The 14,141-nt window shown below is 72.6% G+C and carries 15 protein-coding genes and 1 tRNA gene; 7 read left to right on the forward strand and 9 right to left on the reverse strand.

Features of this window, described 5'->3' with window-relative positions:
• Positions 1-244 precede the first annotated feature (244 nt).
• Positions 245-1,036 carry an MBL fold metallo-hydrolase gene (locus ACWEPX_RS05740; protein ID WP_451895924.1) on the reverse strand — a complete coding sequence of 264 codons (792 nt, stop codon included), beginning with the start codon at positions 1,034-1,036 and terminating at the stop codon, positions 245-247.
• Entirely contained in the window at positions 1,033-1,827 is a 795-nt protein-coding gene (locus ACWEPX_RS05745; RefSeq protein WP_451896171.1) for an NUDIX hydrolase, read from the reverse strand. Before ACWEPX_RS05745 ends, ACWEPX_RS05740 begins: the two co-directional genes overlap by 4 nt.
• Positions 1,828-2,022: 195 nt before the next feature.
• Between ACWEPX_RS05745 and ACWEPX_RS05750 the strand changes: the two genes are divergently transcribed.
• Positions 2,023-2,895: a Gfo/Idh/MocA family protein gene (locus ACWEPX_RS05750; RefSeq protein ID WP_451896172.1), complete on the forward strand. Its 873-nt coding sequence runs from the start codon at positions 2,023-2,025 to the stop codon at positions 2,893-2,895.
• Here the strand turns inward: ACWEPX_RS05750 and ACWEPX_RS05755 are convergent.
• The 4 genes from ACWEPX_RS05755 to ACWEPX_RS05770 are packed head-to-tail and all read right to left on the reverse strand — an operon-like array spanning position 2,892 to position 5,083.
• The gene (locus ACWEPX_RS05755; RefSeq protein WP_451895925.1) at positions 2,892-3,827 is read right to left on the reverse strand and encodes a hypothetical protein; all 936 of its coding nucleotides are present in this window, start codon (positions 3,825-3,827) and stop codon (positions 2,892-2,894) included. The two genes, ACWEPX_RS05750 and ACWEPX_RS05755, sit on opposite strands and share 4 nt — an antisense overlap.
• Positions 3,828-3,883: 56 nt before the next feature.
• Positions 3,884-4,471, reverse strand: a complete 588-nt coding sequence (locus tag ACWEPX_RS05760; protein WP_451895926.1) for a hypothetical protein — start codon at positions 4,469-4,471, stop codon at positions 3,884-3,886.
• Complete coding sequence (locus ACWEPX_RS05765; protein ID WP_451895927.1) at positions 4,468-4,923, reverse strand: RidA family protein; 456 nt, start codon at positions 4,921-4,923, stop codon at positions 4,468-4,470. Before ACWEPX_RS05765 ends, ACWEPX_RS05760 begins: the two co-directional genes overlap by 4 nt.
• Before the next feature lies 1 nt (position 4,924).
• Positions 4,925-5,083, reverse strand: coding sequence for a hypothetical protein (locus tag ACWEPX_RS05770; RefSeq protein ID WP_378250681.1), 159 nt, complete (start codon positions 5,081-5,083; stop codon positions 4,925-4,927).
• A 48-nt stretch (positions 5,084-5,131) separates the two neighbouring features.
• On the opposite strand from ACWEPX_RS05770, the gene ACWEPX_RS05775 reads away from it, so the two are divergent.
• Genes ACWEPX_RS05775 through ACWEPX_RS05785 form a run of 3 tightly spaced genes read left to right on the forward strand, consistent with a single transcriptional unit; the run spans position 5,132 to position 7,548 of the window.
• Complete coding sequence (locus tag ACWEPX_RS05775; RefSeq protein WP_451895928.1) at positions 5,132-5,380, forward strand: hypothetical protein; 249 nt, start codon at positions 5,132-5,134, stop codon at positions 5,378-5,380.
• A gap of 45 nt (positions 5,381-5,425) precedes the next feature.
• Positions 5,426-6,430, forward strand: a complete 1,005-nt coding sequence (locus ACWEPX_RS05780; protein ID WP_451895929.1) for an ArsA-related P-loop ATPase — start codon at positions 5,426-5,428, stop codon at positions 6,428-6,430.
• A complete protein-coding gene (locus ACWEPX_RS05785) occupies positions 6,427-7,548 on the forward strand; it encodes an ArsA family ATPase (protein ID WP_451895930.1) in 1,122 nt (373 codons plus the stop codon). The genes ACWEPX_RS05780 and ACWEPX_RS05785 overlap by 4 nt, the downstream gene beginning before the upstream one ends.
• Here the strand turns inward: ACWEPX_RS05785 and ACWEPX_RS05790 are convergent.
• Positions 7,534-7,842: a WhiB family transcriptional regulator gene (locus ACWEPX_RS05790; protein WP_451895931.1), complete on the reverse strand. Its 309-nt coding sequence runs from the start codon at positions 7,840-7,842 to the stop codon at positions 7,534-7,536. The two genes, ACWEPX_RS05785 and ACWEPX_RS05790, sit on opposite strands and share 15 nt — an antisense overlap.
• A 235-nt stretch (positions 7,843-8,077) precedes the next feature.
• On the opposite strand from ACWEPX_RS05790, the gene ACWEPX_RS05795 reads away from it, so the two are divergent.
• Positions 8,078-10,591: a transglycosylase domain-containing protein gene (locus tag ACWEPX_RS05795; RefSeq protein ID WP_451895932.1), complete on the forward strand. Its 2,514-nt coding sequence runs from the start codon at positions 8,078-8,080 to the stop codon at positions 10,589-10,591.
• 663 nt (positions 10,592-11,254) lie between these two features.
• Here the strand turns inward: ACWEPX_RS05795 and ACWEPX_RS05800 are convergent.
• Positions 11,255-11,725 (reverse strand): GatB/YqeY domain-containing protein, encoded by a 471-nt coding sequence (locus tag ACWEPX_RS05800; protein ID WP_451895933.1) that lies wholly within the window; start codon positions 11,723-11,725, stop codon positions 11,255-11,257.
• Between the two features lie 59 nt (positions 11,726-11,784).
• On the opposite strand from ACWEPX_RS05800, the gene ACWEPX_RS05805 reads away from it, so the two are divergent.
• Together ACWEPX_RS05805 and ACWEPX_RS05810 are read left to right on the forward strand one after the other, a co-directional pair.
• Positions 11,785-12,732 carry a metallophosphoesterase gene (locus ACWEPX_RS05805; protein ID WP_451895934.1) on the forward strand — a complete coding sequence of 316 codons (948 nt, stop codon included), beginning with the start codon at positions 11,785-11,787 and terminating at the stop codon, positions 12,730-12,732.
• A 17-nt stretch (positions 12,733-12,749) separates the two neighbouring features.
• A tRNA-Pro gene (locus ACWEPX_RS05810) sits at positions 12,750-12,823 on the forward strand.
• Positions 12,824-12,899: 76 nt separating this feature from the next.
• Here the strand turns inward: ACWEPX_RS05810 and ACWEPX_RS05815 are convergent.
• Complete coding sequence (locus tag ACWEPX_RS05815) at positions 12,900-14,138, reverse strand: tyrosine-type recombinase/integrase (RefSeq protein WP_451895935.1); 1,239 nt, start codon at positions 14,136-14,138, stop codon at positions 12,900-12,902.
• Between the last annotated feature and the right edge of the window lie 3 nt (positions 14,139-14,141).

Here is a 14,141-nt window from a genome sequence, read left to right on the forward strand (position 1 = left end):
AACGATGGAGGCAACCACGAACCCTGACCCACAACCGAATAGCGCGGCTCACCCGCGCACCTGCACAGCACCTCGCGGCATCGCCGCCCACCGGTGCCCGCCCGTCACACCCGATCGAGCCACCGTCTCGGGTCGACAGGCAGGAAACCGCTCGGGCTGCCCACTCCGGCCGCCGCACGACCCCGACGATGTGGAACGCGCCCTGTCCCCTCCCCGCCCCCCGGCTGGCTGGGCGAGGGCTCGGTCAGGCCGACTCGCGGAGATAGGCGAGTTGGGCCTGGACCGACCACTCGGCTGCGTCCCAGAGGGACGGGTCGACGTCGGCGTAGACGAGTTCGACCACCTGTCGGGCCGTCGCGGTGGGGCCCAGTTGGGTCAGGGCGGTCCGGATCTGGGATAGGCGTTGTTCGCGGTGGGCGAGGTAGGTCGCGGCCGTGGTCGGGAGGTCCGGGAGGTCCGGGCCGTGGCCGGGGAGGACCCGGGTGCCGGGGCTGGTGGCTGCCAGCAGGCGCAGCGAGTCCAGGTACTGGCCCAGGTGGCCGTCCGGTGGGGCGATGACCGTCGTCCCCCTGCCGAGCACCGTGTCGCCGGTCAGGACGGCCGTGTGGCCGTCGTGGGCGATCGACAGGCAGATGGAGTCGGCGGTGTGGCCCGGGGTGTGCCGGACCTCCAGCTCCAGCCCGGCCAGCGCCAGGACCTCGCCGTCGCGGAGCGGGCCCTCGCCTGCGCAGAGGGCCGGGTCGAACGCCCGGATCGGGGCGTTGGCGGCGCGGGCCAGCCAGGGGGCGCCCTGGACGTGGTCGGCGTGGTGGTGGGTGATGAGGATGGCCGCCACCTGCCCCGCGGCCTCCAGTACGCGGCGCAGGTGGGGTTCGTCCTCGTAGCCGGGGTCGACGACGACGCACTCGGCGGCGCCGGGGGCGCGCAGGAGCCACGTGTTGGTGCCGTCGAGGGTCATCGTGCCGGGGTTGTCCTCCAGCAGGACCGATGCGAACGGGGTCACCGGGCGGACCACGCCGTAGGCCGGGTGCGTCATGCGGGGTCCTCGGGCAGGACGACGCGGGTGACGCCGCCGTCGCGGACGATCTTGGGGATGATCTTGCCGAGCCTGCGGTCGGCGGCCATCGCGTCGGCGACCGTGAAGTGCTCGGCCAGCTCGGACAGGGTGACCCAGGTCGGCGGCATCAGCGCGCACTCGCCGCCGCGCCAGTCGGCGAGGGTGTCGGCGGGGCGCTGCCAGTGGGCGTGGTCGGCCTCGGTCGTCTCGCCGTCGGCGCGCTGGCCCGCGGGCAGGGCCGCGAGGAAGAACCGGGTGTCGTAGCGCCGCGGCTCCTCCGCGGGGGTGACCCAGTTGGACCACGGCCGCAGCAGGTCCGCCCGCAGCACCAGCCCGGCGTCGGCGAGGAAGCCCGCCAACGAGATCTCCCGGGCCACCAGCGCCGCCCGGGCCTCGTGGTACGGCCGCGCGTCGGCCACCACGCTGCCCCCGTCCGGCCCGGCCAGCAGCACCCCGGACTCCTCGAACGTCTCCCGCACGGCCGCGCACACCAACGCCCGGGCCAGCGCGGGCGAACACCCGAACCCGTGCGCCCACCAGTCCGCGTCCGGCCCGTGCCACGCCACCGAGGCATCCACGTCGCGCTGGTCGACGCCCCCGCCGGGGAACACGGTCATCCCCCCGGCGAACGCCATGCCGACCACCCGCCGCTGCAGGAACACCTCCAGCCCGCCAGGGGTGTCCCGCACCAGCATCACGGTGGCGGCATCCCGGGGGACGGCAGGCGGATCAGGCGGCACCGGTGGCACGAACCCGTCAGGCAGCACCATCTCCGCAGGCAGCTCACGCACGCCCCGACCCTATACGCGCCCACCCGGCCCAGAGGACCCGCAGGCCGGAGCCAGGACCAGCCGATACCCGGAAAGGCACGGCAGAAGAGACCGCGGCCGGAGCTGAAGCGAACGTTGCAAGGAAGCAAGGGATGGCGACTGGTGACCGGTGGAGGGGCGGGCGTTGCCGATTTAATGAGCCGCATGCTGCGGGTTGGGTTGATCGGGGCGGGGCCGTGGGCCCGGCGGGTGCACGGGCCGGGGCTGGCGAAGCACCCCGGGGTCGAGTTCGTCGGGGTGTGGGCGCGGCGGCCCGAGGCGGCGGCGGGCATGGGTGGGCCGGTGTTCGGGGATGTCGCGGAGCTCTTGGGGGAGGTGGACGCGGTCGCGTTCGCGGTGCCGCCCGCGGTCCAGGGCGGGCTGGTGGTGGAGGCGGCACGTCGGGGGAAGCACGTTCTGCTGGAGAAGCCGATCGCCGGGACCGTCGAGGACGGGGAGCGGGTCGCGGGGGCCGTCGGAGACGCGGGGGTGGTGTCGCTGGTGAACCTGGTGCGGCGGTTCGCCGGGGAGACCGAGGAGTGGCTGCGGGACGTGCACCGGCTCGGCGGGTGGGCAGGCGGGAGCGCGCGGTGGCTGTCGGGGGCGCTGCTAGGTGGGGAGTACTCCACCTCGACCTGGCGGCATGAAGGCGGCGCGCTGGCCGACGTCGGGCCGCACGTGCTCGACTTGCTCGACGTCGCGTTGGGGCCGGTCGAGGAGGTCCTGGCGGCGAGCTGGTCGGCGCCTGACCTGTGGCACGTGGTGCTCGGCCACGCCGGTGGGGCGACGAGCACCGCGACGCTGTCCATGCGGCTGCCGATGCGCCCCACCATCACCGAGGTCTCGGTGTACGGGGAGCACGGCTACCGCGAGGTCGTCGGCCGGGCCACCGGCCCCGAGGACGCCTACGCCGCCGCGCTGGACCGGTTCCTCGCCCTCATCGACGCCGGCCAGCCCGAGCACGACCTCGACGTGCGCCGCGGCCTGCGGCTCTGCAGGCTCGTCGACGCCGTGCGCAAGGCCGTCTAGGAGCGCTGGTCCGGCGGTTGCAGCGGCACGCCGTTGACCATCGTGTTGGCCTCGTGCCAGTCGAACGGGTGGTTCGCGGGCGCGGGCAGGTCGCCCTGCCAGGCCGCGGGCTGCTGGGGCGCGGCCCCGTCGGCCTGCTCGCGGCGGGCCAGCTCCTCCTGGAGCTGGCGCAGCAGGTCCAGCTCGTGGTCGTTGAGGGACTCCGGCGCGGGCTGCGGGGCCTCCTCCATCCAGGACGGACCGGCAGGCTCCGGCTCGGCGACGACCTTGACCGGCGTGGCGGACACCGCGGGCGGCAGGGACGCGCGCTCGGCCATCACCTCGGTGGCGTACCGGACGGCGGCGTGGTGGTAGTCGCTGTGGTCGGCGCCCTCGCGGAGCACCTCGACCGACGCGGTCAGGCCCGCGCGGCGCAGGGCGTGCTGGACCCGGTAGGCGGTCGCGGGCGCGAAGCCGCCGGGGCCGACGCCGATCAGCACGACCCGGTGCGGCACCGGCCCGGACACCGCCCCCGCCGGGGTGGTCCGCCAGACCGCCCAGACGGCGCGGATGTCCGGCAGCACGTCGAGCACCCGCGACGCGGCCTCGGCGACGCCGTCCTCGGGGGACACACCGTCGACGCGGCCCGCGACGAAGCGGTGGCGGAAGGCGGCCGCGGCCTCGGTCACCGGCACGCGGGCGGCCACGGTGGGGTCGCAGTGGGCGGCGACCATCAGGTCGTGCAGCTCCGCCTGCTCGTCCGGGGTGAGCGGGATCGGGCCCGCGACCAGGCAGCCGACGACGAATTCCAGCGCCCGATCGACCTCGGTGGCCGCGACCAGCTCGCGCGCCTCGGCCAGGGCGTCGTCGTCCAGCCTGCCCGCGAGCGCGAGCAGCAGGTCGTGCACCCGGATCGGCAGCGCGGTCCCCTTCCTAGCGGTGACCTGTGTCACGGTCGTCCTCCCCTTGCGTCGGGACCAGCGCCGCGGCTGGTCGTGACCTGCCGGGTCTAGTGGTGGGCCAGCGCGACCAGCGGCTCGGACGCGGCCAGCGCCGCGCGGTGGTAGTCGGGCACGTCGTGCCCGCGGACCAGCACCTCGACCGCGGGCTCGTCGCTGCCCAGCGCGCGCAGCACCCGCTGCAGCTCGCCGGTCAGCCGCACGGCGTCGCCGGTCACGGTGACCAGCACGACCCGGGTGTCGCCGGAGCGGCCGCGCCGCCAGCTGGAGCGGGCGTCGACCACCTCGGGCCGCCCGCGCAGCAGCGCGCCGATGACGACCGCGAGCGAGTCGCCCCGGCTGGCCCATTCCGGTGATTCCGCGCTGAAGGTGAAGCCCAGCTCGGGCACCTCGTCGACCCACGGGACGGCGTTGAGCCGCTCCGGGTCGGCCCCGGCGGGCACGAGGACGGCGCCGAGCGCGCGGGACTCCTCGGGGGTGATGCCGACCCGCTCGCGCAGCAGCATCAGCGGCAGGGCGCGGGCGACCGCGTCGACGGCCCCGGCCGCCACCCAGTCGCGCAGCCGCCACAGCTCGCGGTCGCCGATCCGGCCTGCGAACCGCAGCAGCAGCTCGTGGCAGTCCTCGGCGGTGCTCACGCGACCTCGACGATCAGCTCGACCTCGACGGGGGCGCCCAGCGGCAGCTCGGCGACGCCGACGGCGGAGCGGGCGTGCTTGCCCGCGTCCCCGAACACCTCGGCGAGCAGGTTGGACGCGCCGTTGATGACCGCGGGCTGCCCGGTGAACCCGGGTGCGGAGGCGACGAAGCCGACGACCTTCACCACCCGGACTACGGAGTCCACGCCGACCAACTCGTCGATGGCGGCCAGCGCGTTGAGCGCGCAGATCCCGGCGAGCGCGGCGCCCTCCTCGGCGCTGAGGTCGCTGCCGACCTTGCCGGTGGCGGCCATCTTGCCGTCGACCAGCGGGACCTGGCCCGCGGTGTAGACCAGCGAGCCGGTGCGGACCGCGGGCAGGTAGGAGCCCGCGGGCGCGGGCACCTTCGGCAGCAGGATGCCCAGTTCGTCCAGTCGCCTCTGCGCGGACACGTCAGGCCGCCTTCGGCCGCTTGAGGTAGGCGACGTGCTGCTCGCCGGTCGGGTTCGGCAGCACCGTGACCAGCTCCCAGCCGTCCTCGCCCCACTGGTCGAGGATCTGCTTGGTCGCGTGGATCAGCAGCGGGATGGTCGCGTACTCCCATCGAGTCATGACCGCAGCCTAGGGCAGGCCGGATGACGCGCGGACTACGGTGGCCCGATGGAGGGTTGGCGGATCTTGGCGACCGCGCTGCTGGCCGCGGGCGGGCTGCTGCTCGTGCTGGTCACGATGGCCAAGGTGCGCGACCGGGCGGGCCGGTCGGGTCCGGTGGCGATGGCGGGGGCGGTGGCCACGGCCGTGCTCGTCCTCCTCTGCCTGCTGACCGCGACGGTGCTCGCCCCGCTGGTCGCCTGGGGTGCGGTGGCCGTCGTCGGGGCCGCGGCCGCGGTGCTGGCGCTCGTAGGGTGAAGCATCACAGGGCGGGACCGACAACCCGGCATTTACCCTGAACAGGTGACCTCTCCCGTCGTGGGCTGGACCGCCGAGATCGCCCGTGCGCGCCTGCACGTGGTGACCGGCAAGGGCGGGACCGGCAAGACCACCGTGGCCGCCGCGCTGGCCCTCGCCCTGGCGCACGGCGGGCGCCGGGTGCTGCTGGTCGAGGTCGAGGGCCGCCAGGGCATCGCGCAGGTCTTCGACACCCGGCCGCTGCCCTACGCCGAGGAGAAGGTGGCCGTCGCGCCCGGCGGGGGCGAGGTCCGCGCGCTGCACATCGACGTCGAGGCGGCGCTGCTGGAGTACCTGGCGATGTTCTACAACCTCGGCTTCGCAGGCCGCACGCTGCGCCGGATGGGCGCCATCGAGTTCGCCACCACGCTCGCACCGGGACTGCGCGACGTGCTGCTCACCGGGAAGATCAAGGAGTGCGTGCGCCGCACCGACGCGGGCGGCAGGCACGCCTACGACGCGGTGGTGGTCGACGCCCCGCCGACCGGCCGGATCGTGAAGTTCCTCGACGTCACCCGGGCGATGGCCGACCTGGCCAAGGTCGGCCCGATCCGCGGCCAGAGCGAGGGCGTCGTGCGGCTGCTGCACTCCGGGGACACCGCGGTGCACCTGGTCACGCTGCTGGAGGAGATGCCGGTGCGGGAGACCGTTGACGCCGTCGGCGAGCTCGACGGCGCCGACCTGCGCCCGGGGGCGATCGTGCTGAACCGGGTCCGCCCGCCGCGGCTGCCCGCCCGCTCGGTCACCCGCGCCGCCGACGGCCGCGTCGACGCGGGCCGGGTGCGCGAGGGCCTGGCCGCCGCCGGGCTCGCCCTGGCCGACGACGTGCTGGACGGGCTGGTCGCCGAGACCGTCGAGCACGCGGTGCGGCTGCAGGCCGAGCAGCGGGCGCGGGCCCAGCTGGCCGAGGTCGACCTGCCCGCCGTCGAGCTGCCGGACCTGGTCGACGGCGTGGACACCGCCGCGCTGTACGAGCTGGCCGAGGCGCTGGTCGAGCAGGGGGTCCGGTGACCGCGCTGGACATCGACCGGCTCGTCGACGACCCGGCGACCCGGGTGGTCGTCTGCTGCGGCTCCGGCGGCGTCGGCAAGACGACCACGGCCGCCGCCATCGCGGTGCGCGCCGCCGAGCGCGGGCGCAAGACCGTCGTGCTCACCATCGACCCGGCGCGCAGGCTGGCCCAGTCGCTGGGCCTGGAGGAGCTCGACAACACCCCGCGCCAGGTCGAGGTCGACGGGTTCGCCCCGGCGGGCGAGCTGAGCGCGATGATGCTGGACATGCGCCGCACCTTCGACGACATGGTGCTCGCGCACGCGGGCCCGGAGCGGGCGCGCGAGGTGCTGGCCAACCCGTTCTACAAGACGATCTCCACGTCGTTCTCCGGCACGCAGGAGTACATGGCGATGGAGAAGCTCGGCCAGCTCGCGGCCGAGGGCGCCTACGACCTGATCGTGGTCGACACCCCGCCGTCGCGCTCGGCGCTGGACTTCCTCGACGCCCCGCAGCGGCTGTCCACCGCCCTGGACGGGCGCATGATCAAGCTGCTGATGGGCCCGGCCCGCGCGGGCGGGCGCGGGCTGCGCAAGGTGGTCAGCGCCGGGTTCGGCCTGTTCGCCAAGGCCGTGTCCACCGTAGTCGGCGGCCAGCTGCTGGCCGATGCGTCGGCGTTCGTGCAGGCCTTCGACAGCATGTTCGGCGGCTTCCGCGAGCGCGCCCGGCGCACGGCCGAGCTGCTGCGCTCCTCGGGCACGGCGTTCGTGGTGGTGGCCGCGCCGGAGCCGGACGCGCTGCGCGAGGCCAGCTACTTCGTCGAGCGGCTGGCCGCGGAGTCGATGCCGCTGGCGGGCCTGGTCGTCAACCGGACCCACCCGGTGCTGGCCGAGCTGCCCGCCGCCAGGGCGCTGACCGCCGCGGAGAGCCTGGAGGGCTCCGGCGGCGCGCCGCTGGCCGCGGCGGTGCTGCGCCTGCACGCCGACCGCGTGGCCCTCGACCAGCGCGAACGCAGGCTGGTGGCCCGGTTCACCAAGGCCCACCCCGGGGTCGCGCTCGCCGAGGTCCCGGCCATGCCCGCCGACGTGCACGACCTCGACGGGCTGCGGCTGATCGGCGGGAAGCTAGCCGACCTGTAGCTCGCGGTCGTGGCGCAGCGCCTCCTGGCGGGCGCTGTCGAGCAGGTCGCGCCAGTTGTCGACCTCGGGCCTGCGGCGCAGCAGCGCGCGGCGCTCCCGCTCGGTCATCCCGCCCCAGACCCCGAACTCGATGCGGTTGTCCAGGGCCTCGGCCAGGCATTCCGTGCGCACCGGGCACGCCACGCAGACCAGCTTGGCCTTGCGCTGCTCAGCCCCGCGGACGAACAGGCCGTCCGGATCCTCGTCCCGGCACGTCGCGCGGACCCGCCAGTCGACCTGTGCTTCGAGATACATGTATCCCCCACCCCTGTCGTCGTCGCGACCCATCAACCCGATACCCCCCGGTATCAGGTGCTCCCCGCCCGCCCGCAGATACACGGACCGTCGAAGAAGCGCTGTCGTGAGACGTTGACGGACTCTAGCGACCGTCGGTTCCATCGAGAACACCCGGGCGCACAGACGTTACGCAATGTCAATATCGAGGGCGTAGTGATCGGTGAGCCAATCGGGTGGCGCGTACTCTGGGGCCGTGCGTGTTGGAGACAGCCTGCTGAAGCTTCTCGGCCTCTGCCTGCTCGCTGGCGTGCTCGTCGCCGGCATGCTCTTCCCCGTGGTGGGGGCGTTGGGGGTGATGTCCAACCGGGCCAGCGACACCATCGACAGCGTGTCGGCCGACCTGGTCGCCACCGACCCGCCGCTGGTCACCCGCGTCACCGACGCGCAGGGCAAGACGATCGCCACGATCTACGACCAGTACCGGCTGCCGGTGACCCCCGAGCAGATCTCGCCCACGATGACGGCCGCCCTGGTCGCCATCGAGGACCGGCGCTTCTACGAGCACCACGGCGTGGACTGGAAGGGGACCATCCGCGCCGCCATCTCCAACCAGACCGGCGGCGACGTCCAAGGCGCGTCCACCCTGACGCAGCAGTACGTCAAGAACTACCTGATCAACGTCGTCAACCGGAACAACAAGACCGAGCAGAACAAGGCCCAGGAGCAGACCATCGCGCGCAAGCTGCGCGAGGCCCGCATCGCCATCCAGCTCGAGCAGAAGATGTCCAAGGAGGAGATCCTCACCGGGTACCTCAACGTCGTCGAGTTCGCCTACGAGGTCTACGGCATCGGCGCGGCCGCCAACGCCTACTTCGGCACGACCCCCGACAAGCTGACGGTGGCGCAGTCGGCGCTGCTGGCGGGCGCGGTGAACAACCCCGTGCTCTACAACCCGTGGAAGAACCCGGCGGGCACCCTCGCCCGGCGCAACCTGGTCCTCGACAAGATGGTCGAGACCCAGAAGCTGTCCCCGGAGGCCGCCGCGGCGGCCAAGAAGGAGCCGCTGGGCATCCTGCGGGAGGTGCGCAAGCCCCCGGCCAACTGCGTCGGCGCGGGCCCGGAGATCGGCTTCTTCTGCCAGTACGTGTGGGTCTACCTGCAGGAGATCGGCTTCTCCCCGGACCAGATCACCACCGGCGGCTACACCATCAAGACCACACTGGACCGTCGGGCCACCGACCTGGCCAAGCAGGCCGCCGAGGACCAGATCCCCAAGACGACCAAGGGCATCGCGAACACGATGGCCATCGTGCGGCCCGGCAAGGAGCGCCACGAGGTCATCGCCCTGGTGTCGAACCGCGACTACGGGCTCAACGGCGACAAGGGCCAGACGACCATCCCGTACCCGTACGGGGTGGAGAACAAGTTCGGCGCGGGCTCCATCTTCAAGATCTTCACCGCGGCCGCGTACCTCGAAGCGGGCGGCGGCATCAACAACACCGTCAAATCGCCGTACTACTACGTGTCGAACAAGTTCACCGGTGGCGCCACGCGGTGCCCGCGGGCTCCCAGCGGCACGACGAACATGTACTGCCTGAACAACTACAACGAGAATTACCCGCCGCAGATGACGCTCCAGCAGGCGCTGGCGACCTCGCCGAACACCTCGTTCGTCATCCTCGAGGAGAAGGTGGGGATGGGACCGGTGGTCGACATGGCCAGCCGCCTCGGCCTGCGCAAGACCATGGCCTCGAACATCCAGGGCGACCCGCCGAACCCGGGCGCCTCGGACGGGCAGCTCCGGGTGAGCCAGTCGGAGTTCTTCAAGCCGGGTGACCGCAACCCGCACGGCAACGCCTCGTTCACCCTGAGCCCGGCCGCGGTGAGCACCCTGGAGCTGGCGAACGTCTCGGCCACCATCATGAGCGGCGGCGTCTGGTGCCCGCCGACGCCGCTCAAGGAGGTCCGCGACCGCAACGGCAAGCTGCTGGACTTCACCGAGCAGCCCTGCGAGCAGGCGGTCGCCGAACCGCTGGCGAACGGCCTGGCGGTCGGCCTGAGCAAGGACCACTCCAGCGGCACCGCGGCGGGCGCTGCCAACATGTTCGGCTGGAAGCGGCCCAGCATCGGCAAGACCGGCACGACCCAGGACTACAAGTCCGCGGCGTTCCTCGGCGGCACCCCGCAGCTCGCGGGCGCCGTCGCGGTGTTCAACGACAGCCCGACCCCCCAGGGGATCTGCATCGACCCCGTGCGCCTGTGCGGCAGCGAGGGGAACATCTTCGGCGGCACCTACCCGGCCCGCACGTTCTACCAGGCCATGAGCAAGATCCTGGAGGGGAAGCCCGCGCTGCCCCTGCCCGCGACGAACGAGCGCTACCTCGAAGGCGGCCCGGAGGTGCGGGTGCCCAACGTCGTCGGCAAGTCCCGCGAGGAGGCCACCGAGATCCTCCAGAACGCCGGCTACAAGGTCGTCGCCCAGGACCAGAACGACGCCGCCAGCCGCGGCACGGTCATCGGCCAGTCCCCCCGGGGCGCCGCCCTCAAGGGCGAGACGATCACCCTCTACGTCAGCACCGGCTACATCCCACCCCCGCAGGTCAACGACCCGAGCACCCCGCCCCCATCCGGCAACCCGCCGGGCTCGGGCACCCCAACACCCCCGGACGGCAACCGCCCACCAGACGGCAACCGCCCCCCGGACGGCCCCGGCGGCCCCCCAGACGGCGACGGCCCCCCGATCACCATCGGCCCGGTCCACCCGTAGCGCAGGTGGCTGGGCGCCCGGCTTTAGCCCGGGCGCCCAGCCACCTCAGGCCTGGTCATTGCGCTAGGCCTACCGATCATCTTTGCGATCCTGCGCGGATCACCCGGAATCGAGCGTGACCGTGGCGGCCACCCTGCCTTCAGAGGTGATTTCAGGCAAGCTCGGATCGCACGCCACGTCCTCGATGGTCGCCACCGCGCCAGGACCGGAGCGGGCAGCCAATCGCGCGCAGAGCCGGACAACTACCGACTCCACTTGGGTCAACTCCGAAGCACGGCCCCACCCCAAGAAGCTCATATCCCGCATGACCCGCCCATCAGGCTCAATTCGGCTCCCGAAGATGGTGCCGAATAGCTGGTTGCGCAGGATGGGGTCTTCAGGGAGTGGGACCAAACCCTCCGTGATGAAAGCTCTACGCCGAATCCAGTACGCCGCCTTCATCCCTGGCGGCGCAGCGCCGACCACGGAGCGGGCTCGACGGGATCGCAATCCGCCTTGCAAACTCGGCAGTCGGATTGCTGAACCGATATCCCCGTACCGGGGGGGTGGACCGCTTACCGCTAACCGGGTCCGGCGAGCCGCCGCTCATCCTCGGCTCGATCCACCTTCGGAATGCGGAACGGGCGGCAGCGGAAGTCCGTTGCCGCCCGTTTCGCGGTCGGATCAGCCCGTCAGGCGGGACTTGACCACCGCGGAGATGCGCTTGCCGTCGGCGCGGCCCGCGGCCTTGGTGGTGGCGGCCTTCATGACCTGGCCCATCTGGCGGGGGCCGGGGGTCTCGCCGAGGGCGGTGGTGACCTCGGCGATGGCCTCCTCGACCAGGGTGGCCAGCTCGGCGTCGTCGAGTTGCTTGGGCAGGTAGTCGGACAGGACGGCGGCTTCGGCGAGCTCCTGGTCGGCCTGCTGGGCGCGGCCCGCGGCGCGGAAGGCGTCGGCGGCCTCCTTGCGCTTCTTGACCTCGCGGGTGAGGACGCGCTCGACCTCGGCGTCGGTCAGCTCGCGGGCGCTGTCGCCTGCGACCTCCTCGGTCGTCAGGGCGGCGAGGGCCATCCGGATGGTGGCCGTGCGGGTCTTGTCCCGGTCCTTCATCGCGCTGGTCAGGTCGGCCTGCAGCCGCTCCTTGAGCTGTCCCATGCCGCCCACGGTATCGCCTGGCGCACGCGGGTTTCCGGCGGCGACGTACCCTCGAAGGTGTGAGCCACCACGCCCGGTCCCTCGTCCTCGGCGCCACCGCGCTCGGCGCCGCCGCATTCGCCTACGCCGCCGGGTACGAGCGCACCCGCTGGACCCTGCGCGAGGCCACCCTCCCGGTGCTGGCCGACGGCGCCCGCCCGCTGCGCGTGCTGCACATCAGCGACCTGCACATGATGCCCGGGCAGAAGTCCAAGCAGCGCTGGGTCGCCGAGCTGGACTCGCTGGACCCGGACCTGGTGGTCAACACCGGCGACAACCTGGCGCACATGCAGGCCGTCCCCGCGGTGCTGCGCGCCCTCGGCCCGCTGCTGAACCGGCCCGGGGTGTTCGTCTTCGGCAGCAACGACTACTACGCGCCCAAGCCGAAGAACCCGGCGCGGTACCTGTTCCCCAGCGAGAAGCGCGTCCACGGCACCGCCCTGCCCTGGCGCGACCTGCGGGCGGCCTTCATCGAGCGCGGCTGGCACGACCTGACCCACACCCGCACGCTGCTGACCGTCGACGGCCGCCCGATCGCCTTCGCAGGCGTCGACGACCCGCACCTGCGCCGCGACCGCTACGGCGACATCGCGGGCAAGCCCGACCCCAAGGCCGCCCTGCGCCTGGGCGTCACCCACTCCCCCGAGCCCCGGGTGCTCGACGCCTTCGCCGCCGACGGCTACGACCTGGTCCTCGCCGGGCACACCCACGGCGGCCAGCTCCGCCTGCCCGGCTACGGCGCCATCGTCACCAACTGCGACCTCGACCGCAGCCGCGCCCGGGGCGCGTCGCGCTGGGGCGCCCACATGTGGCTACACGTCTCCGCAGGTCTGGGCACCTCCCCGTACGCCCCGGTCCGCTTCGCGTGCCCCCCGGAGGCCAGCCTGCTGACCCTGGTCCCCCGCCTGTCGGGCGGCTCGGCGACCGCGAGGGGAACCCGGTTCGGAGCCCGTGCGGGCGTCCGCTAGACTTCCTGACGTTCCACCGGGGTGTGGCGCAGTTTGGTAGCGTGCTTCGTTCGGGACGAAGAGGTCGCAGGTTCAAATCCTGTCACCCCGACAGCCAGAAAGGCCAGGTCAGAGGCTCCTGATTGGAGCTTCCAGCCTGGCCTTTCGGCTTGTCTATGGCCATGCGGTCAGCAGGTAGTCAGCGCGGCCCCATCGAAGCCGTCCGGGTCGTCGTCTTCGTCGTCGGCGAGCGCCCGCAGGATGCGGCTCGGGTCCTCGGTACGCCGGGTGTAGAGCTGCAAGGTGGTCGAGGCGTGCTCGTGGCCCATGACGCGCTGAACCATGTTTACGGGCACGCCGTCATCCACCAGCCACGTCGCGTACGAGTGCCGCAGGTCGTGGAAGCGCAGCCCACCGCTCTGGTTCCGGGCCACGTGCACAACCGCGCTGGACTCGCGGGAGAACACCTCGGAGTGCACGCCGTCGCTGTCCGACCAGATGGCTTCATACTTGCCGTCGCCCAGGTCCACGACCTCACCGAGCAGCCCAGCCCGCACGAGAGAGGGCTTCCAGACCCGCGACCGGAACAGCGTCCGCCGCAGTGCCCCGCTCGCCGCGTTGGTGAACAGCAGCCCGCCGGGACCGTTCGGGTACACCTCAACATGTGCCCGGATCATGGCCACCAGCCACGGCGGCAGCGGCACCGTGCGGCGCCCCGCTCCCGACTTCGGGTAGGGCTTGAACGAGGTGTGTCCCTTGACCTCGATCACCGTCCGCACCACGCGCAACTCTCCCGCATCGAGGTCGATCGCGTCCGCGCACAGCCCCACGGCCTCACCCCACCGCAGGCCCGCGCCACCAGCCACCGCGACAACGGCCCGGTGCCGGTCAGGAACCGCGGGAAGCAGGTACCGCCGGAAGTTGGTCCGGCTGATCACCTGGCCGTCTGTGTCCTGCTTGCGCCGCTTCGGCAGCCGCACGCCGTCGAAGGGGTTGCCCCCGATCAACCGGTTGGCGATGGCCGAACGGATCACCGCTGACGCCAGCCGGTGACACTCGGTCACCGATGCCGGAGCCAGGTCCGCGCCCAGCCTGGTCACCCAAGCCTGAGCCGACATGTGGTCGATCCGGCCCAGCGGCCACGTGTCCCACTGCGCCAAGACGTGGTTGCGCATCAGCGACTCGTCTCGGGCGGCCGTGGTCTTCTCGGTGTTCCACGTCGCCATCCAGACCCGCGCATGCTCGCCGAAGAGCGCCCGCCCCGCATGGGGGGAGACGTAGTTGCCCTGTGTCTTCGCGGCCTCCAAGTGGTGCAAGAAGGTGGAGGCTTCCCGCTTGGTGCGGAAGGTCTTGGCACACTGGCGGCCCGAAGGATCACGCCAGTTGGCGCGGAACTTGCCGCTGGGGGTCTTGCTGATGTGTGCCACTGG

The sequence above is a fragment of the Actinokineospora sp. NPDC004072 genome, assembly GCF_053604195.1.

Bases quoted from the DNA above. Each gene is read 5' to 3' on its own strand.
- ACWEPX_RS05740 (WP_451895924.1), bottom strand. From the start codon at position 1,036: ATGACGCACCCGGCCTACGGCGTGGTCCGCCCGGTGACCCCGTTCGCA.
- ACWEPX_RS05745 (WP_451896171.1), bottom strand. From the start codon at position 1,827: ATGGTGCTGCCTGACGGGTTCGTGCCACCGGTGCCGCCTGATCCGCCT.
- ACWEPX_RS05750 (WP_451896172.1), top strand. From the start codon at position 2,023: ATGAGCCGCATGCTGCGGGTTGGGTTGATCGGGGCGGGGCCGTGGGCC.
- ACWEPX_RS05770 (WP_378250681.1), bottom strand. From the start codon at position 5,083: ATGACTCGATGGGAGTACGCGACCATCCCGCTGCTGATCCACGCGACC.
- ACWEPX_RS05775 (WP_451895928.1), top strand. From the start codon at position 5,132: ATGGAGGGTTGGCGGATCTTGGCGACCGCGCTGCTGGCCGCGGGCGGG.
- ACWEPX_RS05790 (WP_451895931.1), bottom strand. From the start codon at position 7,842: ATGTATCTCGAAGCACAGGTCGACTGGCGGGTCCGCGCGACGTGCCGG.
- ACWEPX_RS05800 (WP_451895933.1), bottom strand. From the start codon at position 11,725: ATGGGACAGCTCAAGGAGCGGCTGCAGGCCGACCTGACCAGCGCGATG.